The organism is Streptomyces albus subsp. albus, from assembly GCF_000719865.1.
Lineage (GTDB): Bacteria > Actinomycetota > Actinomycetes > Streptomycetales > Streptomycetaceae > Streptomyces > Streptomyces albus_E.
Map to the genome: position 1 here is coordinate 26547 of NZ_JOID01000019.1, position 22106 is coordinate 48652.

The following is a 22106-nucleotide window of genomic DNA, read 5'->3' on the forward strand; positions in this document are numbered from 1 at the left end:
CCTTCGTCATGTGTGGAACGGCGGCGTGCGCGGGACGACACGACCGACGGGCGGTACCAATCCCGTACCCGGCCGACAAATACGCTGCGTGCCGCCGCCGTTACTGGCCACCGTAGACCCGGAACGGCCACGCTGAGTGACGTGAAGCAAGAAATCACCCGAACCGGAAATTCCGCTCCCGCCCGGGAGTTCAGCGTCCGCCTCTCCTCCACCCGGCGCGGCGCACGGCTCGCCCGGCGCCTCGCCGTGGCGCAACTGTGCTCGTGGGAGCTGCCGTACGAGTCGGCCGAGCACATCGTGGCCGAGCTGGCCGCCAACGCCGCGCTCCACGGCCGCGCACCGGGGCGCGACTTCCGCTTGACGCTCACCCTCCGGGGCGCCGACACGCTCCGTATCGAGGTGACCGACACCCGGGGCGACCATCTTCCGCCCGTCACCCCGGAACGGGCCTCACCGGACGCCGAGTCCGGCCGCGGTCTGCTCCTCGTCGAAGCCCTGGCGGACCGCTGGGGGGTCACCACGGGGCCACCGCCCCAGAAGACCGTCTGGGCCGAACTCGACCTCGGCGTCGCGGACTTCGGCGAAATTCGGTGTACGGGCGCTTCCCGGTGTTCCTAGGGTTCCGCCCGGAGCACCGGCATCCGGGGAGGTGCCACACGGTGCCGGCGGGGATCACGGCCGCCCGCTCCACGGAGGCGGCCGCGGGGAGAGAACCGGCCGACCCGACACGTCACGACGGGAGCGCTCACCATGAACACCCACATCACCGGCAGTCTCCAAGTCTCCGGTGCCACCCTCCACTACGAGGAGCGCGGCAGCGGGCCGGTGCTGCTGCTGATCCCCGGCGGGGCCGCCGACGCCGGTCTGTACGCGGGAACGGCTGGGGGCCTGGCGGCCGCCGGCTACACCGTCGTCGCGTACGACCCGCGCGGCCTCTCCCGCAGCACGCTCGACGGACCGCTCACCGACCAGCGGGTGAAGGACTGGGCCGACGACGCGCACGCGCTCCTCGAACTGCACTCTCCCGGCGAACCGGCGTACGTCTTCGGCAGCAGTTCGGGCGCCATCGTCGCGCTCGACCTGCTGGCCCGGTACCCGGAGCGGCTGCGCCGGGTCGTCGCGCACGAACCGCCGCTGCTGGAGGTGCTGGACGATCCCGCGCCGCACCGGGCGCTCTTCGCCGAGGTGCGCGAGGTGTTCCGGACGGAGGGGGCCGGTGCGGCGATGACGCGCTTCGCCGAAGGGCTGGGCGGGCAGCGGGAGGAAGCGGAAGCGGCGACCGAACTGGCGCCCGAGATCCGCGAGATGGCGCCCCGTATGCACGCCAACCTCCCGGTCTTCCTGGAGCACATGCTGTACCCCTTCGCGACGACCCCGCCGGACATCGCGGCACTGCGCCGCGCCGCGGACCGGCTGGTTCTGGCGGTCGGCCGCGACTCGCGCGAGCAGGTACCGCTGTCCGGGCCGGCCACGCGGCTGGCGCGGCTGCTCGGCACGGACGTCGCGGAGTTCCCGGGCGGGCACCTCGGCATCACCGAGCATCCGAAGGAGTTCGCCCAGCGGCTTCTGGCGCTGCTCGGCTGATTGCCCATCTCCCGATCCCCCCGGTCGCCGATCCCTGTCCCGTTCCCGCGATCCCTGGCTTCCGGCACCGGGTCTCGTCCCGTCCTCCGGCGGCCCGGTGAGGCCGCTCGGCGGGCACACTGTCGGCATGCTGCGCCTGCGTGTTCTCGACGACCCGGACAGTGACTGGCCGCTGTGGCGGGAGGTCCGTCTCGCCGCGCTGACCGAGGCGCCGCACGCGTTCAAGGCCAGGCTGGCGGACTGGCATCGCGGGGGTGAGGAGCGCTGGCGCGCGCGGCTCGGGACACCGGGTGCGTACAACGTCGTCGCGCTGCTGGACGGCCGGGCCGTCGGAGTGGCCAGTGGTCTCCCGGGCGAGGGCGACGGCGGGCGCACCTGGGAGCTGCGGTCCGTGTGGGTCGGCCCCGAGGCGCGCGGCCGGGGCGTCGCGGACCGGCTTGTGGCGGCGGTCGAACGGCAGGCCCGGCAGGCAGGGGCCACGGAATTCAAGCTGGCCGTGTTGCCCGGCAATGACGCGGCCATCGCGCTCTACCGGCGCCACGGCTTCGTCGCCACGGGGGAGTGCGGAGACGTGTTGCCCGACGGTGTGACGCGGGAGCGGGTGATGGCCAAGGCGCTGTGCTGACAGGGCAGTTGTTGGGGACGTCCCGGTGGTGGCTGTGCAGCCTGGACGGCAGGCGCGAATTGGGGGCGGTGATCACGGGGCCGTCTGCCGGTGTTCCGGCGGCGCGAAGCCGTCTGCCGGTGTTGGGTCAGGAACCGCCGCTCGTCGGGCCCACGCGATGGTGGCCGTCTACGGCGAGACTTTTCGTTCGCCCGCCGTCAGGGCGCGGAGCTTCCACAACCCGTACAGGGCCAGCAGCGGTTTGGCGGCCATCCACTCGCCGGGGCGGTAGTCGTCCGCGCGCACGAGTCTTTCGGCGAGATCGGGGCGCTGACGCCGGAGGTATGCGCGGGCCTTGAGCGCGTGAGCCGGCTGGGAGACGATCTTGATGCGGTCGGCATCCTCGAGGAGTGGGATCACGTTCGTGACGTTCTCCCACGTCGTTGTGCTCTTGTCTTCGAGGATCACCGTGCCGTCGAACCGGAGCACCGACTTCGCGTAGTCGGCCATTAGCCGGGCCTCGGTGGCGCCAGTGCCACCGCCGGTCGCACCGCCGCTGAAGATCAGGCGAGTTTCCCGCGCGCGGTCGGCGGCTATGGAGCGGATTCCGGCGCGGACCCGCCAGCGGTTGACGAGGTTCGCCGTCGCCCGGGGGTTTCGGTAGCCGAGCACCACCACGGCCTCGGAATCGCCCTCGCCGCTTCCCACGAGGGCTCGGGACCAGCGCCAGTTGAGCCATTCGCTCAGGGCCAGGGTCGCGCCCCCGGCCATCGCCAGTACTGTCCTTCGCCGCATGCGGTGACTCCAGATGAGTGAGTGAGTCCGATGTCTGCTTCCGGCCTCCGGTGGGTGCCGAGTCCGGGAATGATGTGGAGCCTCCCACCCCGGTTCAGGGCTTGCTGAGAAAATCGAGGAGCATGCTGTTGATCGCGGCGGCCCGGGTGAACGGGATGCCGTGGTGCGACAGGCCGGGGAGTACCGCGGTCTCGACGTGTGGCAGGTGCAGCCGCGCCGCCGCCTCGACGCGCCGGATGTCGTGCGCCTTGCTGTCCCCGGCCAGCAGGACCAGCGTCGGGATCGTCGAACTCCGCAGCTGCGGGGGCGTCGGGCGCTTGCCCACGACGACCTTCGTGCGCGGGAATTCGGCGGCGAGCCCGTAGAGGTCCAGCCAGGCGGGGTCGACTTCCGCACCGCGGGTTTCCCAGGCGAGGAACGCGCGGGCCCGTCGGCTGGTGGGCCGGAGGAGCAAGGGAAGGGCGCGCAGCAGGTACCCGGCCTTGTATCCGGCGAAGCACTGGGTGGGATCGAGGAGAGCGAGCTTGCGGACCCGTCGCGGCGTGCGCAGCGCGTAGGTGAGGGCGATCCAGCCGCCGTAGGAGTGCCCGCACAGGTCGGCGCGTCCTTGGCCCACCAAGCCGTCGAGTACGCCGTCCAGCCAGTCGAGAAGGTCGTCGACGGTCCGGACGGGGCGGCCCCCGCGCAGGCTGCTGCGGCCTGGTTCGCCGATCCGGTCGACGGCGTAGACGCGCCGGGTTCGGCTCAGGTCGGCCACGTTGGCGAACCACACCGCCGAGGTGGTGCCGCCACCGTGCAGCAGTACCAACGGCTCCCCGTCCACGGGGCCGCACGCGATGACCCGGGTGGTGCCGTACACCGACGTCAGGTCCATCCGGTCGACGGGCACGGGCCAGTGGTCCAGGACGGCGTCGTACGCCGCCCAAAAGCGAGTCAGGTCTTCTGCCATGGGACGCCCCCGGAGAGATAAGTCGCTGAGCAAGTATCTCGTCGAGCGAGATACTATGCACCCCGGATCGGTCACGGAAGGGCGGAACGGCATGGACGAAGGAGAGCCCGGACTGCGGGTTGTGCATCGACTGCGTGCCATCACCGTCGAACTCGACCTGCGCGGAGCCGAGTTCGCGCAACGCAACGGCCTGCACCCGACCGACCTCCGTGCCCTGATCTGCCTGTTGGACGCCGCTCGGGCGCACACGCCCGCGACGCCCGGCTGGCTCGGGCGGCAGCTCGGCCTGAACTCCGCGGGCACGACGGCCCTCGTCGACCGGCTCGAGAGGCTCGGCCACGTGCGGCGCGTACGAGACAGCCGTGACCGACGCCGTGTGCTGCTCGAGGTCGATGAACGGGCAGTCGCTCTGGGACAGTCGTTCTTCGGGCCGCTGATCACGGAGATCGTCGCCGCGACGCGGACCTTCTCCGACACGGAGCTGGCGGCGATCCAGCGTTTTCTCCTGGATGTGCGCGACGTCCTCGCCGCACAGCGAGACCCTTCGAGCTCGCTCGGCCGAAGTCCCCTGCCGCAGAACGGGCGAGAGCCTCGGTGATCTGTCGGTGACGACAGACCTCGGGACCCTCTTGACCGCACTGTAGGTGAAGACCGGCGCCGGCCCGGTCGTCGAACGCGAGGGCATCCTGCTCATCTCGCGCGTGCCCGCCGGATGCTGTGTCAGACCACGGCGAGCCGGTCCACCAGCAGCTCCACCCTGCGCTCGGTGTCCTCCGGCGGGAGCCGTCGCGCCCGGGTCAGGGTGGCCAGTCCGTGCAGGGCCGCCCAGAACGTCTCGGTGAACAGTTCCGGGTGGACGCCGTCCCCCGCGACCTCGCCGAGGTTCTCCAGCAGGGCGGCGAAGGCGTCCTTCAGTGGCTGGGGGGTGTCCTCGTGCGCGAACGCCAGGCCGCCGTCGAGCCGGAACATGGCGTCGTAGACCGCCGGGTTGCGTTCGGCGAAGCCGAGGTACGCGCGGGCGAGGGCGGTGACCCTGCCGCGGGGGCCGTCCGCGGCGGAGGTCGCGGCCCGCACCGCCGCGGCCATCTCGGCGGCACCCTCCAGGGCGACGGCGCCGATGATCTCGCGCTTGCCGCGGAAGTGGCTGTAGAGGACGGGCTGGCTGTACTCGATGCGCTCGGCGAGCCGACGGGTGGTGACCGCGTCCCAGCCCTGCTGCTCGGCGAGTTCGCGTGCCGTGGCCACGATGAGGCGCTCGCGCTCCGCCCGTTCCCGCTGCTTGCGTTCCTGTACCGACATGGCGTGATCCTAGCATCGCTAGACAAGCGAGCGGCGGCAGGTCTAGCGTTGCCTCGTCTGCTAGCAACGCTAGATTCTGGGAGGGGTCATCATGCTCAACGCACTCGAGGTGTTCACCACCGTGGTCGTCGGCGTGATGGTGGGGGTGGAGTTCTCCGTCGCCTTCGTCATCAACCCGATCCTCAACGCACTCCCCGGCGACAGCGGCCAACTCGGCCGCGCCCACGGGGGCCGGATGCTCGGCGCCGTGATGCCGGTCTGGTACATCACCTCGCTCGTCCTCGTCGCGGTCTGGGCCGTCGCCGGATGGCATCACCACGGCACCGGCCTCGTCGTCACCGCGGGCGCGCTGCTGATCGTCAGCGTGATCATGTCGATCCTGCTGCTCGTCCCGATCAACAACCGGGGCAGGACGTGGACCCCGGACAACCGGCCCGCCGACTGGAAGCAGCAGATGAACCGCTGGGACCGCCTCCACTACGTCCGCGTCGCCGTCATCATCGCCGCCTTCACCCTGCTGGTCGCCGCCCTGGCCTGACCTCGCGGGCCGACGGGCCGGTACCGCGCATGCGGCGCACCGTTCCGACTCCCGGGGGCGGCAGCCTTCGCCAAAACGGCAAGCGACCAGCGGAGTTCGGAGCGGCTACGGCTACGGCCACGGCTTCGGCTACCTGCGGAAGACCGTGATCGAGTGGCCGACCTGTTCGACCGGCCTGCTGCCGGCGACCAGCGCCGCCAGCCTGCCTTCCGCCTTCGCGATCGACGAGTTCGAGACGACGAGCACGCCACGCACCCGGTCCGGCGGCACCTTGCGCGGATCGGACGCACTGATGCCGTAGTGGGACGGGACGCCGCTGCCCTTGTAGACGAGCCAGACCCGCTCGCCCCGGTACCGCTTCCGCAGGTGCTCGGCGAGCCGTCCGAGGTCCTGGCCCCAGTCGACGTTCGAGTCGTGCAGGTGGCGGTGGGTGTTCGACGGCCCGCCGAACGCCTCGTTGGCGTACGGCAGGTAGTACGGGAACGTCCGCAGCGAGCTGACCGCGACGGACAGGAGCAGCAGCGCCGCCGTCACGGCACGGGCCCGCCGCCACGGTCCGGTGCGGCGGGGGACGGGGGCACGGGTGGCGTCGGCGGCAGCGTCGGCACTGGCGGCACCGGCCGACCGGACCGCGCTGACCGCACCGGCCGCCGCGACCGCCAGCAGCATCGGCAGGAAGACGGCGTACCGGACGCCCAGATCGCGGTCCCCGCTCATGGCTGCGAGCAGCAGCACGGCCGCCGGGAGGAGCACGTACGGCGCCGCCGGCCGCAGCCGGGGAACCGCCACCAGTGCCACCGCCCCGGCCGCCCACAGCGCGAGCGCGCCGAGGGGCGTCTTCACCAGCAGCGCGGCCGGCAGGTAGTACCAGAGCGAACCGCTGTAGTGCCGCCCGAACAGGAAGCCCTCCCACCCCGCCTTCTCGAACGCGAACTGGAGGAGCATCCCGTCGCGGAACGGCTCGGGGAACGGCAGCAGGCCGACGAGGCGCCCGCGCAGCCCGTGCGTGTCTGGCACGCTCCCGGGCGTCGTCCACCGCACCTGCGGATCGACGGCCAGGTAGGAGGCCCATACGACGGCGACGCAGGCCAGGGCCACGACACTCGCCGCGAGGACGGTCGGCCCGAACAGGCGGGCGGCACGGGGGAGATGGGAGAGGCGGGGGCCACCGGAGGCGGCGGGGGCGCTCGCGCCGCCCGGGTCACCGCGCGACCGCCCTGAGGAGTGGTGGACGACGGCCGACAGCGCGGCGAGGAGCAGCAGCACCGGCACGGCCGCCAGCATGCTCATCTTCGTCGCCACGGCCGCGCCGAGCGCCGCACCGGCGAGCGGGAGGCAGAGCAGCGGCCGTCGGCGCGCCCGCCACAGCAGCCATACGGACGTCAGCAGGAAACCGGCCGCCGGGACGTCGAGCGTGGCCAGCGAGCCGTGGGCGATGACGTCGGGGGAGAACGCGTACAGGGCGAGCGCCGCCAACCCGCCCACCCCGCCGGCCAGATCGCGGGCGAAGGCGAAGACGACGAGGCCGGACAGCAGGGTCAGCGCGATCACCGGCAGCCGCGCCAGCAGCATCAGCCGCCCGGGATCGTTGCCCGACTCGTAGAGGAGACGCCGCCCGAGTTCCGTCTGATTGCCGTCGAATCCCGGTTTGAGGCGGGCGTCGGCGAAGGCCGTCCCGGCCGCGATGACGAGCTTGCCCAGCGGCGGATGCTCCGGGTTGAACCGCAGGCTGTGCTCGCGCCGATAGACCTCGGCCGCGCCGACGTACACGGGTTCGTCGATGGTCGGGGTCTGCCGCACGGCCGTGGTGACCATGGCGACCGCCATCTGCCCGAGGAGCCCGGCCACGAGGAGGGTGATCACCCACCGACGGTGCCGGCGCAGCCATGCAACAGCGCGTTCGCGCCGGGCGGGCGATGCCCCGCCGCCGGGCGCCGGGACGGCCGTAGGAGATCCGCCGCCCGCCGCCCCCGCCGCTCCCGTCGCCCCCGCAGCCTCTGCCGGCTCACACCCGGGCCCGCCCGCGGTCCCGGACCGCCCCTCTTCCTCCGCCGGGTCGAGAACCGCGCCGTGCCCCGGCGTCATGGGCCACTCGTCGCGCCGAGCCCTCCCACCGTGCCGCCGGACCGTCTGCGTGCCCCCGTCCCCGTCCCGGTCCTGGTCCAAGTCCCGGCCGTGAGGCTGGGCGCGGCCCCGGAGCAGGACACGGCCCCGGGGCGGCGGCTGCGAAGGCGATGCGAAGCGACCATGCCCCCACCCTCGCAAGCAACTCCCGCCCCCGCAGCCACTTCCGCGAACGACGCGCGGGCGCGAGGACGCTGCCCCTCCGTGCCTGCCCGGGCGGCCTCCGGCCAGTCGCGCACGGATGCGTACCCTCACGGACACGCACGAACGGAGATCCGTACGGACACGCACGGACGGGGATCCGCAGGGACGCGCACCCTCAGGATGAGACGACGTGCTCCCCAGGCCGCTGCGCCGGCAGGACCCCCTTGTCCGCCGGCTCCGCCACCGCCTCCGTGTGTTCGCGGATCAGATAGTCCATGGCGTGCTGGCCCGTCGACTCGTACTCCAACTGCTCGCGGTAGAAGCGCAGCCGCTCCTCGCAGTCCTGGATCACCTCGCCCCAGGTCCGGACCCAGACCCGGTACGAGGGCTGGTCGACCGCGCAGCCGGGTTCGCGGCCGCGCTGATGGGCCATCTGCCGGAGGTTGTCGTCCACGGTGTTCCCGACCAGCCAGAAATCCCACGTGACGCGGGTGTCGCGGAACCGGTCGTCGCCCATCACAGCCTGGGCGTAGCCGCTGATCTGTCCCAGCTCGGCCATGCCGAGGACCACGCTCGGCCGCTTGAGTTCGACCACGAGGTGGTGGCGCTCCCCCTGCCGCTGCCGGCTCGCGCGGGACAGCATGAGGTCGACGATGCCCTTCCGGCCGTCCGCGCGGAGCACCGGTTCGCCCGACGGGGTTTCCCTGCCGAGCAGGTGGCAGTGGCGCCGGAGGACTTCGTTCAGGCTGCGGTCGCTGACGTGCAGCCCGTACTCCTCGCCGAACACCCAGCACTCGTTTTCGAGGATGCGGTGGAGTTCTGTGCGCTCCTTGACGCGGCCCTTGGCCTCGGGGTCGAAGACGAGATGCTCGAGCGCCGCCAGGAAGTCGAGCCGCCCCGACGCTTTCGTGGACGCTTTGATGAGCGAGGAAAGGGGGGTGCGGTCAAGGAGACGGGAGAGTTCCTCCTGTTCTTGCTGGGTCAGGGAGAAGACGTCCTCGACGATCCTGAGCACATCACCCGGCTCATGGGTCAGCACGGACCGCAGGAAGGCCAGCGTCATCCGGCGGGTCCGCTTGTACTGGGGGAGGTGGCGGACCACCGTCGTCGCCACGGCGTCGAAGGTCTCCCGCTCGGCGCGCTCCCGGTTGTCGGCCGGCTCCCCCTCGTAGGGGTAGATGCCGTCGGTGCGCCACTCGCTGACGAGCTCGCGCCGGCGTTCGTCGGCCCGGTCGCGGAAGTGGGCCCGCATCCGTTTGCGCGCGGCGGCCACCACGTCGGCCGTGGCACCGTCCGGTAGCCAGTCGGCGAAGGTGAGGTCCCCCGCCCGGTCGTCCTCGAACCCGGGCCAGGAGAGGTAGGCCGTGAAATGGAAACCGGGGGCCTGGATTTCCGGTTTGAGCTGGGCCACGGACATGCCGCGGCCGTCGCACAGGATGAGGGCGCGGGAGACGGGGCGTGTCCACTCGATCAGCTTGAGCTGGGCCGGTCCGTACGGGCTGCCGGGCCCGGCGGGCACGTCGTAGGCCGCGACATGGAGCTGCTCGGAGGACGGGTCGAGCCGTCGGCCGTCGTACTCGATGTGGATGTCCGGGTATGCCTCCAGGTGCAGGGCGAACGCGGCGGTGAGCGTGGACATCGCGGTGCTGTCGGTCAGTTGGTGCAGCTCCTCGCCGCCGAATGCCTCGGAGACCGTTCCCGTCCGGTCCTTCGCCGGCTCGGGGTCGCTGACGTCGAACTCGTCCATGGAGGCGCGGCCGGATTCGATGACCACACGTTGCCGGCCCTGTGGGCCTTCGCTCACGCTGGTCCACCGCACCTCGCTGCCCAGGGCGAAGGCGCGGACCCGGCCGCGGCCGTTCTTGCCGTGCAGCATGCGCTTCTTGACCCGGCTGACCTGTGCGTGCCTTTTCCATGACACGCCGATGTGACGGAAGCGGGCGTCGCAGTGCTCGGCGGCGATGCCCGTGCCGTCGTCGGCGACGGTCACCCGGGTTACGCCGCCGAGTTCGTTGCGCTCCAGTTCGACCGTGACGTGTTCGGCGTCGGCGTCCAGAGCGTTCCAGATGAGCTCTTCCACGGCACCCACGGGGTTGCGCAGCCGGGCGAATTCCGCGACGTGGTCCCGGCCGATCGTCAGCCGTAGTTTCACCATGGACGTGTGCCCTTCCCCGTGATCCCGTGGTCGTGCGGGCGGGAAGGCCGGTGCGTGGGTCTTCTCTGCCCACGCGGTACAACTCGGATGTTCGGAACAAGTCACAGGTGATGCCCGCCCGGTGTGGTCTCAGACGTGCAGTTCGGGCGGGAACCCCGTCCACCGCAGCTCGGGCGGCAGGTGGCCCGTGTCGTTGTAGAGGAGCACGGAGGCCGGGCGGTCCGGGGCGTAACGGATCACCGTCAGCGCGGCGTTTGCGTGGTTCAGGCCCGTCCAGCGCCAGGCGGGGGCGTCGAGGGCGGCGCGGAGCAGCCAGCCGATCAGGAAGTTGTGGGTGACCAGCAGTTCGTGGCGCGGCTCGGCGCCGTCAACCGGTCCGGTGAACCGCCGGAGGGCCTCCCGGGCCAGGGCGGGACCGCGTTCCCTTTCCTCCGCCGGGAACGCGGCGAGCCGGTCCAGCAGGAGGTCGGCGGAGTCCGGCGGCAGTTCCTCCCGGTGCGGGAGATACGGCGCGTAGTCCCCGGCCGCGTCCGCGCGGTGCACGGGGACGCCGTCCAACCGCCCGGCGATCAGCCGTGCGGTCTGCTCCGCCCGGGGGAGCGGGCCGTGGTGGATCGCCGACAGGGGGCGGCCCCGGAGCCGCTCGCCCAGGGCCACGGCCTGGCGGCGGCCGTTCCCGGTCAGGGCGCTCTCGTCGGGGGACGCCTCGCCGTGCCGCGTCAGCCAGAGATAGCGATCGGCCGTCATGCCCAGCTCCCGGGGGTAGGTGGTGATCTCGCCTTGAGGGGGTGGACGCGGTGCCCGTCGGCTCGGTTGCGGTGCGGGGCCGGCGGGCCGGCGGGGCGGCGGGGGTGGCAGGGCCGGGTCCCTTGCACGGTGCGGGGTTGTTCCGGAGTACAGGGGATCGCACTGGGCGTCGGTGCCGCGGACCGGATCCGGGGTCGCCGTCCTCGTCCTTCCCCCTGTGCGTGGAGATCCGGCACTGTGGGACCGGTCGTCTCTGCCGGGCCGTGGCAGTGAGGTGGAGCAGCGGGCGTGCGAAGCTCTGGGCCATGGGGTGGAGTTTCAAGCTGCACGCGGGCATCGCGGCCGGGCTGAGTGCCCTGCTGATGGTGCTGGGCGCGCTCACGTGGTTGCCGGGGACCTTGCCGCTGACCGGCACGAAGTGGCCGATGGCGGTGATCGCGACGCTGTTGTTCCCCGTGTTCGTCGCCGCTGTGCTGCGCGGGATGCTGACGGGGGCGGACCGGAGCGCCTTCTGGCTCGCCTTCAGTTGCCTGCCCGGAAGGGTGCGGGCCGGGCTGGGCGCCCTGGCCGTCTCAGGTGTCGTGCTGCTGTTCGCCGGCCTGGCCGGCGCGGGGAACCTGCAGGCGCCGGAGGTGAGGGACGGCCGGTACTTCGTCCTCGACACGACTCCCCATGAGCGCGGCGTGATCGAGGTCTCGCGCAGCGAGTACGTGTCCGTCCTCGAGGACGACCAGCGCATGATGTTCGCGATACCCGGCCTCCTCTTCGCCGGGGCCGCGTATTTCGTCTTGGCGACCGGGGAGTTGCGCCGGGCGGACGCCCGCGGGACGGCTCCCCGGCCGGACACCGGGGCCCGAAGCGTTCGGTGAGCGCGGGCGGCGGATCGGGCCCGGTGGAGCCGGGTGTCCGTCCGGTACGGACAGGGCGGCTGGGTGCGGACAGAACAGCCTGCGGTGACGTCAGGGGCACCGCCGCTCCCTCCCCGGTTCCGTCGGCGGGGAGGGAGCGGCGGGTCGGTCAGGGGTACGGCCACGGGGCGGGGCCCGTTCGGCCGGACACCGACCGCTTCGGGGTCACGGCCGCTCGCCGACCTCCGCGTGCGCCGTGTGGTCCAGGGACCAGCGGTGTTCGGTCCGCCAGCGCGAACCGGTGCGGCGCTCGGTCACGATCTCCGCGCTGGCCCGCTCGCTGTTCGTACAGGTGGCCGTCGCGCCGTCCGGGTCGGTGTACGAGAGGGCGACGCAGTCGGCCGGGTCCTGGCTGACCTCCACGCGGAGCCGGCGGCGGCCCGCCCGGCCGGTCACCGTCCAGTCCGGCAGGCCGATGTTCGCCGTGAAGCGCGGCGCGGCCAGCAGCGGGTCGCGCGGCCAGTCCCGGCCGCCGAGGCGGAGTCGCAGCAGGGGGAGGGGCGGAAGCAGCCGCATCCCGGGGCGGCGGGCCACGGCCGCCACGATCTCCAGCACGTCGCCGCCGCCCAGGTCGGCGTGGAGCCAGGCCCACCGTTTCGCATTGCCGTGCCCGGCGATCCGGGAGATGCCGCCTCGTGCGCCCGCCAACTCCATTTTCTCGCCCGCTACTTCGATGCTGCCGTAGAAGCGGGCGTCCGGCGCGGGCACGATCTGCGCGGCCGGCAGCAGGCCCGTCCGCCACGCCCAGCGCGGGAAGGTGTACAGCGGCGCGCCGCCGCCCTCCACCACGCCCAGCCGCCAGCGGATGCTGCCCGCGGTCCCCGCCAGCAGGCTGCTGGAGGCGTGGACTTCCGGGGAGGTGTAGTACGGGGGAGGGCTGTCCGCCACCGGCAGGGTGTCCCCGGGTGACTCCGGGCCGAAGCGTTCCGTCACCGGCGGGCGGCCGTCCGCCGGGAAGACGGAGATCCAGCCGTGCGGGCGCGGCGGCCCGCCGTCCGCCGGGGCGACCACCTCGTGGTGGATCCAGACGCCCGTGCCGGTGCGCGGGTCGGTCAGGGTCGCGTACCAGACCTCCAGGCGGCCGGACTTGCCGGTGAGCCGTGGCCGGTACAGCCGCTCCAGCGCCTCGCGGCCCGTCGCCGTTGCTGTCGCCGTTGCCGCAGCCGTCGCTGTGGCCTTGTCCGGGCCCGCCTTCCGGTCCCTTCCCGCGCCCCTCCCCGCGGTCGGGCCGGTGTCCGCGCCCGCGCCCGTCCCGGCGCGGGCGTCCTTGCCCGCGCCCCTCCTCGCTCCCGTGCCCGTGCCGTCCGTCATCGTCCGCTCCCCTGCAGTGTCCTGAGCGCCGCGTTCCGCGCCGCCGTCTCGCCGTCCGGGGACGGGGCCCCGTAGCGCACGTCCACCCCGGCCTCCGCCGCCCGCTCCACGATGGACGGGCAGGCGCGCTCGGCCAGCGCCGCGACCGTCAGCGACGGGTTGACGCACAGCGAGGTCGGGACGGCGGAGGCGTCCGTCACGAACAGGCCCGGGTGGCCGCGCAGTTCGTTCCGGTCGTCCAGGGCGGACGTGGCCGGGTCGTCGCCGATGCGGCAGGACGACAGCGGGTGCGCGCTGACCGACCCCGCGAACTCGCTCCACGGCCGCACCCGGGCCAGCCCGTCCTTCTCCAGCACGGCCCGCGCCTCCTCGTCCGCCGCCGCCCAGCCGCGCAGGGTGTTGGCGTTCGGCCGGTACCTCAGCGTCGACAGGCTCAGCGAGGACGCGAGGCGGACGGCGGCGCCGGTGGGCGGCGGCGGTCCGAACACCCCTTCGTTGTCGTCCTCCGTCATCGCCAGGACGGACAGCCAGGAGCGCCAGCGCGCCCGCAGCGCCTTCTTCTCCGTCCCGAACCAGCTCGTCGCCGGATCGTCCGTGGCCTGCGCCAGGACGTTGGTGATGCCCGGGAAGTAGATCTGCTGGAGCGAGAAGCGGCTGAACTCCGGGGCGTCCGGGTCGAGCCGGTCGTAGGACATCGAGCCGATCGGCTTGCCGACGGGGAAGCCCTCGTACGGGACGCCCGGCGTGCGCTCCAGCCCGAGCAGGTCCCGCACCTTCGTCTCGTCGACGTCCGCGATGGACACCCGGTCGCCGTTGCCGGAGAAGTGACGGCCGACGGCGCGCGGCATGGAGCCCAGCAGGGCGGCCGAGCGCTGGAGGATCACCGGGGTGGCCATGGCACCGGCCGCCATGACCACGATCTTCGCCTCGATGAGACCGGCGCCGGCCGGGACGCGGTAGTCGTTCCCGTCCAGCACGCTGTACGCGACCCGGTAGCGGTAGCCGGGCGTGACGGCGGGGCCGATGGTCTGCACCTCGTGCAGCGGGCGGATCTCCGCTCCGGCGGCCCGGGCGGCGGGCAGGTAGTTGAGCAGCATGGAGCGCTTGGCGTCGAAGCGGCAGCCGGTCAGCATCCAGTTGCAGTTGGTGCAGGTGCCGAGGTCGACGGCGAGCGGGACGGGGTTGCAGGTGCGCCCCGCGCGGTCGCAGGCGGCGGCGAACAGCCCGCCGGGGTACGGCACGTCGTCCCAGGTCTGCCGGGCGACGGGGATGGCCTCCTCGACCCGGTCGTACCAGGGGTCGAGGGCATCGCGGGTCAGCGCGGCCGGCCACAGGCGGCGGCCGATGCCGCCCCGGCGTTCGAAGACGAAGCCGGGGGCGCGGAGCGAGGCGGCGAAGTAGACGACGCTGGAGCCGCCGACGCAGTTGCCGGCGACGACGGTGATGCCGTCGCCCTGCACGAGGTCGACGGCGCGCGTGTAGCCGCCCATCCGCAGGTCGTGGGCGAAGTCCTGGGCGCTCAGCTCGGGCCCGCGCTCCAGGACGGTCACCTTCGCCCCGCCCGCCGCCAGATGGTAGGCGGGGATGGCGCCGCCGAAGCCGCTGCCGATGACGAGGACGTCGGTGCGTTCGATGGCGGACGTCATGCGGGGTGGCCTCCGGACGTGGTGCGCGGGTGGGTGCGGGCGAGTTCCCGGCCGTAGCCGAACTCCGGGAAGCGCCACAGGCCGTCCGCGTCCGGGGGCGGGAACGCGGCCCAGGCCAGGCCGGGGTGGCGCTGGGCGATGGCGTCGGCGGTGTGGAGGTGGGCCGCCGTGTCGAAGGCGAGGGAGGAGAAGAGGGCGAGCAGGACCCAGAGCTTCTGGTCGGGCGCGCCCGGCTTGAGGAGCTTCGCGGCGAGGGCGGTGCGGTCGCGGAAGCCGAGCCCGGCGAAGGCCGAGCCGACGACCGGCAGCAGGACCCGGCCCCTGGCGAGCGCGTACGCGACGGCCTGGGTGTCCAGCAGTTCGGCGAGGACCGGCAGCAGCGGCGCGAGCCCCAGCTCGGGGAGGCACAACAGGTCGACGGTGCCGGCCTGTACGGCGCCGGGGCCGGTGGCGGCGCCCGCGACGGCGCGGTCGCCGGTGTAGCGCTTCTCGCCCGGGACCATGGTGTCGGCGAACGCCTCCAGGGCGGTCCGCCAGGCGGTGATGTCCGGGACGGCGGCGGGCGCGGGCCCGGCGGCGGGTGCGGAGGCGGGTGCGGAGGCGGGTGCGGCGGCCGAGGCCCGCGCGGGGACGGCGAGCGCGCCGGCCTGGAGCGCGGCGACGGCACCGGCCAGGCCGAGCACGAGCTGCCGCCGGGTGGGGCGGCGGGGGGCCGGGGGCGGGCTCGGAGTCCCGGTCGGTCGTGTGCCGGGTACTGCGCCGGGCATCGCGCCCGTTACGGCAGTCGGTGCTGCTCCGGGGGTTCGGCCCGGAATCGCGCCCGGCGCGGCACCCGTCACGGCAGTTGGCGTTACTCCGGGGGTGCGGCCCGGCGTTGTGCTCGGCAGGGCAGTGGGCACGGTGCCCGGCGTTGCTCCGGGAGCGCGGCCCTGCGGTGTGCCCGGCCTGCCCGGGATCTCGTCCGGGGTTCCGCCCTGCCTGTCCCGCACACCGTCCGCCGTCGTGACCACTGCCGTCCCCGGAGGGACGTCTCGCCTCGCGCCCGGTGAGCCGCTGGGCCGCGGCGGCATCCGCCCGCTCACCGGGCCCGCCACGCGCAGGACAGGCTCAGCGGCAGCTCGACCTTGACGCCGAGGGCCGCGCGCTGCAAGGCGTCGGCGAGCGCGGGGTCGTAGGGGCGGAGGGCGTCGGCCGCTTCCTCGCCCGTGGCCGGTATTCCGGCGACCGTGATGTTGCGGGCCTTGAGCGCGGCCTCGCCCGTCGACTGGTCGAACCAGTAACTGCCGTCCCAGCCGACGAGGGCGGGACCGCCGGGGTGGGTCTGGACGCTCCAGTGGTCCAACTGCCAGTAGCGGCAGGCGGGGATGGCGAGGGCGAAGCGGGCGGGCTCGGCGAGCAGGAAGCGCAGGGCGCCGCCGTTGCTGAGGGTGATGTCGCGCTTGGCGTACTCGACGCAGACGGGGTCGGTGCCGATCAGGTCGAACGGCGGGGTCTCGCCCTCGCCGTACCGGTGGAAGGCGCACGCGTCGCCGAAGGCGGGGTCGGTGTAGCCGCGGATGCCGACTGAGACGGTGCCGCTCGTGGCGCCGGCGGAACCGGCGGCGTCGGCGTACTCGGTGTCGTATCCGGCGCCGGTGGCGGTGAGCCCGGTGGCGCCGGTGACTTCGGCTATTTCGGTGGCAGCGGCGGGCGCGGCGGGGAGCGCGGAGAGGAACAGCGCGGCGCTCAACCCGGCCACGGCGGCGCGCAGTCGGAGGGGGGAGACGGCGCGGGGTGGCGTGGGCACGGCAGGGACCTGCTTCCCGTCGGGACGTGCGGGGGGCGTGGGTGGGCAGACGTGGCGGGGGACAAGACGTCGGAGCCGGGGCGGATTCCGGCCACCGCTGGCTGGTTACCTTCGGTTACGCGGGCCTGCATCCTGATGTTCCCGCGTCCACGGCGCAACCCCTTCCGGATCCGCCTCCACAAACTCCACCCGACTCCCGACCACGGGAAGCGCACGCGGCGCGCGGGGCCGCGCCCGCGACTCCGGCGCGCAGGGGTGCTCCGGGCGAGCCCGGCCGGCGGTGCCCGTCAGGCCCGCGGTGCCCCGGCCGGCTCCACCGACGTCACGATCACGGTGACCGTCACCGGTCCGGGGGCGCCGCCCTCCGCGGCCCGGGCCACCTCCGTGCGGACGGCCCGGGCCACGTCGAGGGCGCGATGGTCCTCGGCGGTGGCGAGCTGGATCCGGACATGCCGGGCCGGGGGATCGTCGCCCTCCTTGATCCGTACGGCCTGGGCGAGCCACTGGCCGGTCCGTGCCCCGGGCGGCTCCGGAACGGGGGCGAGGCGCATCACGCCGGGCACGGCCGTCGCGGCGTCGGCCAGCTCCGCGGCCGGATCCCGGACGGGCACGGGACCGGGTGAGGGGTGCGGCGCCGGGCCCGGCGACGGGTGCGGGGAACCGGAGGCCGGGGCCGCCCCGGCGCCGTCGGCTCCCGCCCGGGCCGGCCCGGCGCCGTCGGTTCCGGGCGGGGGCGTTCCCGTGCCGTCGGCTTCGGCCGGGCCCGGACGCCACTCCGCGAACCGGTCCGCGAACCGGTCCGCGAACCGGTCCGCGGACGGGTCCGGGGCCCGGTCCGCGCCGGCGGGCTCCGCCAGCAAGTCCGTCACCCGCAGGTCGATCTCGGCCGTCGGCAGCCCGAGGCGTTCGGTGGCCGCGGCGAGCAGTGCCCGGCGCAGCTCCCGGGCGGTGCGGGGCAGGGGCCGCCGCGCCGATGCCGCGAAGTCCGCCTCGATCCGTAGGGGTTCCGGGGGAAGCGCGGCCCCGGGGACCCGGATGGCCGGTTCGGGTGCTGCTGCCCCCGGTGCGGCCAGGCGGACTCTCACCGTGCCGAGCCGCACACCGTGCACCCGGGCCGCCGCTCGGCCCAGCACGGCGCAGGCGGCGCGCTCGGTGATCCAGGCTCCGTCCCCGGGCTCGCCGAGGGGCAGGAGAAGGCCCGCGCCGAGCGGGCTCCGTCCGCCCCGCGCCCATCCGTCGGCCGTCATCGGCCACCACCTCTTCCGTGTGTGCTGTGTCGGGACCGCCGCGAGCGGTCCCGGCCGGCGGCCTGCGCCGCCGGTCCGGCGGGCCGGGTCCACCGTATGTCCGCAAAAGAGGCATGACACGGAAAAAGGATCTAACTTGGGAAATCGGGAGGAATTATCTCTTCCGGGAAGGGATCACCGGTCATGACGGAAACGGCACAGCAGAACAGGTCCGGCACCTCTGCCAAGGAGTCCGCGGGCGGCGGGGCGTACACCGCCGACGGCGGTGTACGGGGCAAGACCAGCGTCGCGGACGGCGTGGTCGAGAAGATCGCCGGGATGGCGGCCCGTGACGTGGACGGCGTGCACGCCATGGGCGGCGGCTTGACCCGGGCCTACCACGCGGCGCGGGAAAGGGTGCCCGGGACGACCAAGTCCGTCGCCCACGGGGTCCGGGTCGAGGTGGGCGAGAAGCAGACCGCGATCGATCTGGAGATCGTCATCGACTACGGGGTCTCCATCAAGGATGTCGCCACCTCCGTGCGGGAGAGCGTGATCTCCGCGGTGGAGTGGATGACGGGTCTGGAAGTCGTCGAGGTGAACATCTTCGTCAGCGACGTGAGTCTCCCGGGCGAAGAGGAAGAGCAGACGGAGCAGGCGCAGCCACGGCTCCGGTAGCCGGACCCCGCGCAACGCGAAGAATGCGACGAGTGCGGAGAAGACGCACCCGAAGAACCCGGAGAACGCGAAAGAGGCACGATGAGCATGGCCATGGTGGGCCTGGTCGCCGGGATGGCGCTGGGCTTCGCAGGGTACTTCGGCGGCTTCGGGGCTTTTCTCCTCGTGGCGGCGCTGGGCGCGGTGGGATACGTCGCCGGGCGGTTCGCGGACGGTGATCTGGAGCCCGGCGACTTCTTCCAGTCCCGTGCGCGCGCCGACCGGCGACGGTGACCGGTGGCACAGCCGCAGACCGCAGCTCCGGCGGTCCCCGCACATGAGCGAGGGGCGACACGTGTCGCCGACCGGGTCGTCGCGAAGATCGCTTCGCGGGCGGCCCGTGAGGCGCTGAGCGCATTCGAGGAGTCCGGGCCGCTCGTGACACCCGGCCGCACGGCACCCCGCGCGCGGGCGTCCGTGCGGCCCGCGCTCGGGCGGGGGCGGTCGCTCGGGGACGCGCGGGTGCACCTGGAGGTGGAACTGGGCTATCCGTCCGACATCGGCGCGCAGTGCGGGGCGGTCCGCCGCGCCGTCACCGAACGCGTCGGCGGGCTGGCGGGCATGACGGTCCATGACGTCGTGGTGACGGTCGAGCGGCTGCACTCGGCCCACACGCGGGGCGAGGGCCGGGGGAGGGTGCGATGAGCGAGCGGGACCCGGAGCCGCAGGCGCCGCTCCGGCCACTCTCGGCGGCCGGTGACGCCGGACCGTCCTCGTCCGCGGCGCCGGGCGGGACCCCGCCGGGCGGAAGCCCGGCCGCCGGCCGGGGCGACGGGCACTCCGGCGCAAGCCCTGCGGGAGGAGCCGGCGGGCACTCCGGTCCCGGTGAAGGGGCCGCTGTGCGGGCCGACGGAGGGGACGGGGGAGGGGCCGACGGAGGGGCCGACGGAGGGGCCGGGGGAGGAACCGGCGGCCCGGCCGAGGGGCCGCGGGCCGACGAGCCGGCCGAGGGGCGGGCCGGGCACCGGCTCTGGTCCACCCGGCGCCTCCCCGCCACCGTCGTCGCCCTGGTGGCGGCCGCGGGCACCGGCCTGCTCCTGTACGACGTGGCCGCCGTACGGGCCGGCGGCCCCGCGATGCGCTGGCGGCGGGTGCTCGCCGACGAACTGGCGACCCGGCCGCTCGACGACCCCTGGGTGCTCGCCGGAGCCGCGCTGGCGGCGGCCGTCGGACTGTGGCTGCTGATCCTCGCGGTGACCCCGGGCCTCCGGGGCCTGCTGCCCATGCGGACCCCGGCCGGGTCCGGCGACGTACGGGCCGTACTCGGCCGGTCCGCCGCCGAGCTCATCCTGCGCGACCGCGCCATGGAGGTGCCGGGCGTCCAGTCGGCCCGCGTCCGCGTGCGCCGCCGCAGGGTCAGGGCGAGGGTGGCATCCCACTTCCGCGATCCCGGCGACATCCGGGCCGACCTGGACGCGGCCCTGGCGGACGGGGTGCGGGAACTCGGTCTCGCCCGGCGGCCCGCGCTCTCCGTTCGCGTCCACCGCCCGAGGAAGGGGTGACGCCACACATGCTCAGGACCGTCAACCGGCTGCTGCTGGGGCTGGGCGGGCTGGCCCTGTTCGCCCTGGGCGGCGCCGCGCTGGCCGGCGGGTTCGACCTCGAACGGCACGGGGACTTCCGGCTGCCCGGCTGGTGGCCCTTCGGGGGACCGGACGACGTGATCCTCACCGACGCGGCGCGGACCCGGTTCCGGGACGACGGGTGGTGGTGGCCGGTCGTCCTCGCGGCGCTCGGCGTGCTCCTCGCGCTCCTGCTGTGGTGGCTGCTGAGCCAACTGCGCCGGCACCGCCTCGCGGCGGCCCCCGTCGACAGCGGCGACGGGGTGGGAGGGGAGCTGCGGGGACGGGCACTGGAGGACGCCGTGGCCGCTGAGGCGGAGGCGATGGAGGGCGTCGCCCGGGCACGCGTCCGGCTGACGGGCCGGCCCGCGGCGCCGCGGGCGCGCGCCGGGCTGCGGCTCGAACCGCACGCCCGGCCGGTGAGCGCCCTGGAGCGGCTGGCCCGGGATGCGCTCCGGCACGCGCGCGAGTCGGCGGGCGTGGGCAGCCTTCCGGCGGAGGTCAGGCTCCACGCGGTGCGCCACCGGGCGCGCCGGGTGACCTGACGGCCCGCCGCCCGCGCCGCGCCCCTCAGGGGTGCATACGAGCGCCCTTCAGCGCCTTGTCGACCGCGTTGCGCGGCCCGTGCACGGCGAGGCCCACCAGATCCAGCTGATCTCTCCGCACGGCCCGTACCGCGGCGCGGTTGTCCCGGTCGTTGCCGGTGGCGAAGAGGTCCGAGGTGAACACGGACCGGGGCAGCGAGCGGGACAGGACCCGGCGGTGTGCGGCGGCCAGGGTCTCCTTCGTCCCCTCGAAGACCAGGACGGGCTGGCGGAACATGGGCAGGTAGGGCGTGCCGTCGGCGTCGGCGTACGGTTCGCCGATCACTTCGGGGAGCGCCGAGCCCAGGCCGCTGACCAGGAACGCGGTGACGTTCAGCCGCTGCCAGGACTCCAGGTCCTCGCGCAGGAGAACGGCGATCTTGGTGTCGAACCGCACGGGGGCGTTCTCGGCGTACCCGGTGTTCTCGGTGTTCTCGTTCGTCATGCCGTGAGACTGCCAACCGCACCGCGGCGGCTTCTTGTACGTTCCTGGCATGGTGGCACGCCAGGAGATCTCCGCGTGGCGGCCGCGGGTGCCGGGGATCGCGGAGGTCCTCCACGCCCGCTTCACCGGGCACGCGTACCCGATGCACGTCCACGACGTGTGGACGCTGCTGATCGTCGACGACGGCGCCGTCCGCTACGACCTGAACCGCCGCGAGCACGGCACCCCGCGCGACACGGTGTCCCTGCTCCCCCCGCAGGTGCCGCACAACGGCTCGTCCGCCACCGCGCGGGGCTTCCGCAAACGGGTGCTCTACCTGGACCTGACCCAACTCGACGAGCACTACATCGGCCCGGCGGCGGACACCCCCGACATGGCCGACCCCCTGCTGCGCCGGCGCGTCGGACAGCTGCACGCGGCGCTGGCGCGGCAGGGCGGCGAACTCGAGGCGGAGAGCCGTCTGGCCCTGATCGGTGACCGGCTGCGCGGCCGGCTGCGACCCCGGCTCGCCGCCCGCCCGCCGGAGACCGGTCGCGGTGTGGCCCGCGACCTGCGGGACCTCCTCGACGCACGGCTGCCCGAGGGGGTGAGCCTGGAGGAGGCCGCGAAGCTGGTCCACGCCCACCCCACCCACCTGGTGATGGCGTTCACCGCCGCCTTCGGCATCGCCCCGCACCAGTACCTGACGGGCCGCCGGGTCGAGCACGCCCGGCGGCTGCTCCTCGACGGCCGGCCACCCGCGGAGGCGGCGGCCGCGTCCGGCTTCTACGACCAGGCGCACCTGACCCGCCACTTCAAACGCTTCACGGGCACGACCCCCGGCCGCTACGCCCGCGGGGCGGCCGCTCAGGGGTCACGGGTCGGGCGGTAGACCCGGCCCCCGGCCGTGGTGGCGGTGACCCCGGACCGCGCGGAACGCCGCGGAGCTCCGGGCCGCGGAAACGCGCCCGGGGGGCGCCGGATTCGCCGGCCCGGCGAACGG

24 protein-coding genes are annotated in these 22106 nt (G+C 74.0%); 12 read left to right on the forward strand and 12 right to left on the reverse strand.

What is annotated here, in order from left to right:
* Positions 1–141: 141 nt before the first annotated feature.
* From IF83_RS0120605 to IF83_RS0120615, 3 genes are all read left to right on the forward strand, one after another.
* Positions 142–618, forward strand: coding sequence for an ATP-binding protein (locus IF83_RS0120605; protein WP_051723042.1), 477 nt, complete (start codon positions 142–144; stop codon positions 616–618).
* A 132-nt stretch (positions 619–750) separates the two neighbouring features.
* A complete protein-coding gene (locus tag IF83_RS0120610) occupies positions 751–1584 on the forward strand; it encodes an alpha/beta fold hydrolase (protein ID WP_030546276.1) in 834 nt (277 codons plus the stop codon).
* A 127-nt stretch (positions 1585–1711) separates the two neighbouring features.
* Positions 1712–2209, forward strand: a complete 498-nt coding sequence (locus IF83_RS0120615; RefSeq protein ID WP_030546278.1) for a GNAT family N-acetyltransferase — start codon at positions 1712–1714, stop codon at positions 2207–2209.
* Between the two features lie 168 nt (positions 2210–2377).
* Here the strand turns inward: IF83_RS0120615 and IF83_RS0120620 are convergent, their stop codons facing one another.
* Both IF83_RS0120620 and IF83_RS0120625 read right to left on the reverse strand, forming a co-directional pair.
* Positions 2378–2983, reverse strand: coding sequence for a YdcF family protein (locus IF83_RS0120620; RefSeq protein ID WP_030546280.1), 606 nt, complete (start codon positions 2981–2983; stop codon positions 2378–2380).
* Positions 2984–3077: 94 nt separating this feature from the next.
* Positions 3078–3932, reverse strand: coding sequence for an alpha/beta fold hydrolase (locus IF83_RS0120625; RefSeq protein WP_030546282.1), 855 nt, complete (start codon positions 3930–3932; stop codon positions 3078–3080).
* Positions 3933–4023: 91 nt separating this feature from the next.
* Between IF83_RS0120625 and IF83_RS0120630 the strand changes: the two genes are divergently transcribed.
* The gene (locus IF83_RS0120630) at positions 4024–4530 is read left to right on the forward strand and encodes a MarR family transcriptional regulator (RefSeq protein WP_037680665.1); all 507 of its coding nucleotides are present in this window, start codon (positions 4024–4026) and stop codon (positions 4528–4530) included.
* 122 nt (positions 4531–4652) lie between these two features.
* On the opposite strand, the gene IF83_RS0120635 is transcribed toward IF83_RS0120630, so the two are convergent.
* A complete protein-coding gene (locus tag IF83_RS0120635) occupies positions 4653–5231 on the reverse strand; it encodes a TetR/AcrR family transcriptional regulator (protein WP_030546286.1) in 579 nt (192 codons plus the stop codon).
* Between the two features lie 91 nt (positions 5232–5322).
* On the opposite strand from IF83_RS0120635, the gene IF83_RS0120640 reads away from it, so the two are divergent.
* The gene (locus IF83_RS0120640) at positions 5323–5769 is read left to right on the forward strand and encodes an anthrone oxygenase family protein (RefSeq protein ID WP_030546288.1); all 447 of its coding nucleotides are present in this window, start codon (positions 5323–5325) and stop codon (positions 5767–5769) included.
* 129 nt (positions 5770–5898) lie between these two features.
* Here the strand turns inward: IF83_RS0120640 and IF83_RS0120645 are convergent, their stop codons facing one another.
* From IF83_RS0120645 to IF83_RS0120655, 3 genes are all read right to left on the reverse strand, one after another.
* Complete coding sequence (locus tag IF83_RS0120645) at positions 5899–7596, reverse strand: phospholipid carrier-dependent glycosyltransferase (protein WP_051723061.1); 1698 nt, start codon at positions 7594–7596, stop codon at positions 5899–5901.
* Positions 7597–8212: 616 nt separating this feature from the next.
* Positions 8213–10192, reverse strand: a complete 1980-nt coding sequence (locus tag IF83_RS0120650; protein WP_030546292.1) for an ATP-binding protein — start codon at positions 10190–10192, stop codon at positions 8213–8215.
* Between the two features lie 129 nt (positions 10193–10321).
* Entirely contained in the window at positions 10322–10945 is a 624-nt protein-coding gene (locus IF83_RS0120655; protein ID WP_107046832.1) for a histidine phosphatase family protein, read from the reverse strand.
* A 299-nt stretch (positions 10946–11244) separates the two neighbouring features.
* Between IF83_RS0120655 and IF83_RS0120660 the strand changes: the two genes are divergently transcribed.
* Positions 11245–11808 carry a hypothetical protein gene (locus IF83_RS0120660; RefSeq protein ID WP_030546296.1) on the forward strand — a complete coding sequence of 188 codons (564 nt, stop codon included), beginning with the start codon at positions 11245–11247 and terminating at the stop codon, positions 11806–11808.
* A gap of 204 nt (positions 11809–12012) precedes the next feature.
* Here IF83_RS0120660 and IF83_RS0120665 read toward each other — a convergent pair whose 3' ends face one another.
* From IF83_RS0120665 to IF83_RS0120685, 5 genes are all read right to left on the reverse strand, one after another.
* Positions 12013–13158, reverse strand: coding sequence for a hypothetical protein (locus IF83_RS0120665; RefSeq protein WP_107046833.1), 1146 nt, complete (start codon positions 13156–13158; stop codon positions 12013–12015).
* A complete protein-coding gene (locus IF83_RS0120670; protein ID WP_030546300.1) occupies positions 13155–14804 on the reverse strand; it encodes an FAD-dependent oxidoreductase in 1650 nt (549 codons plus the stop codon). Before IF83_RS0120670 ends, IF83_RS0120665 begins: the two co-directional genes overlap by 4 nt.
* Positions 14801–15487, reverse strand: a complete 687-nt coding sequence (locus IF83_RS0120675; RefSeq protein ID WP_347877111.1) for a DUF5987 family protein — start codon at positions 15485–15487, stop codon at positions 14801–14803. Before IF83_RS0120675 ends, IF83_RS0120670 begins: the two co-directional genes overlap by 4 nt.
* Before the next feature lie 395 nt (positions 15488–15882).
* Positions 15883–16590: a hypothetical protein gene (locus IF83_RS0120680; protein WP_030546304.1), complete on the reverse strand. Its 708-nt coding sequence runs from the start codon at positions 16588–16590 to the stop codon at positions 15883–15885.
* A gap of 287 nt (positions 16591–16877) precedes the next feature.
* A complete protein-coding gene (locus IF83_RS0120685) occupies positions 16878–17837 on the reverse strand; it encodes a hypothetical protein (RefSeq protein ID WP_030546307.1) in 960 nt (319 codons plus the stop codon).
* A 183-nt stretch (positions 17838–18020) separates the two neighbouring features.
* On the opposite strand from IF83_RS0120685, the gene IF83_RS0120690 reads away from it, so the two are divergent.
* The 5 genes from IF83_RS0120690 to amaP all read left to right on the forward strand — a co-directional run bounded on the left by IF83_RS0120690 (position 18021) and on the right by amaP (position 20640).
* Complete coding sequence (locus IF83_RS0120690) at positions 18021–18494, forward strand: Asp23/Gls24 family envelope stress response protein (RefSeq protein WP_030546308.1); 474 nt, start codon at positions 18021–18023, stop codon at positions 18492–18494.
* Positions 18495–18575: 81 nt separating this feature from the next.
* The gene (locus IF83_RS0120695; protein ID WP_030546309.1) at positions 18576–18767 is read left to right on the forward strand and encodes a hypothetical protein; all 192 of its coding nucleotides are present in this window, start codon (positions 18576–18578) and stop codon (positions 18765–18767) included.
* Between the two features lie 3 nt (positions 18768–18770).
* Positions 18771–19178: an Asp23/Gls24 family envelope stress response protein gene (locus IF83_RS0120700; protein WP_030546310.1), complete on the forward strand. Its 408-nt coding sequence runs from the start codon at positions 18771–18773 to the stop codon at positions 19176–19178.
* Between the two features lie 194 nt (positions 19179–19372).
* A complete protein-coding gene (locus IF83_RS0120710; RefSeq protein WP_051723064.1) occupies positions 19373–20035 on the forward strand; it encodes a DUF6286 domain-containing protein in 663 nt (220 codons plus the stop codon).
* Positions 20036–20043: 8 nt separating this feature from the next.
* Complete coding sequence (gene amaP / locus IF83_RS0120715; RefSeq protein ID WP_030546312.1) at positions 20044–20640, forward strand: alkaline shock response membrane anchor protein AmaP; 597 nt, start codon at positions 20044–20046, stop codon at positions 20638–20640.
* Positions 20641–20665: 25 nt separating this feature from the next.
* Here amaP and IF83_RS0120720 read toward each other — a convergent pair whose 3' ends face one another.
* Positions 20666–21124 carry a DUF2000 domain-containing protein gene (locus tag IF83_RS0120720; RefSeq protein ID WP_030546313.1) on the reverse strand — a complete coding sequence of 153 codons (459 nt, stop codon included), beginning with the start codon at positions 21122–21124 and terminating at the stop codon, positions 20666–20668.
* Positions 21125–21173: 49 nt separating this feature from the next.
* On the opposite strand from IF83_RS0120720, the gene IF83_RS0120725 reads away from it, so the two are divergent.
* Positions 21174–21995, forward strand: a complete 822-nt coding sequence (locus tag IF83_RS0120725; protein WP_030546315.1) for a helix-turn-helix domain-containing protein — start codon at positions 21174–21176, stop codon at positions 21993–21995.
* The last annotated feature ends 111 nt before the right edge of the window (positions 21996–22106 follow it).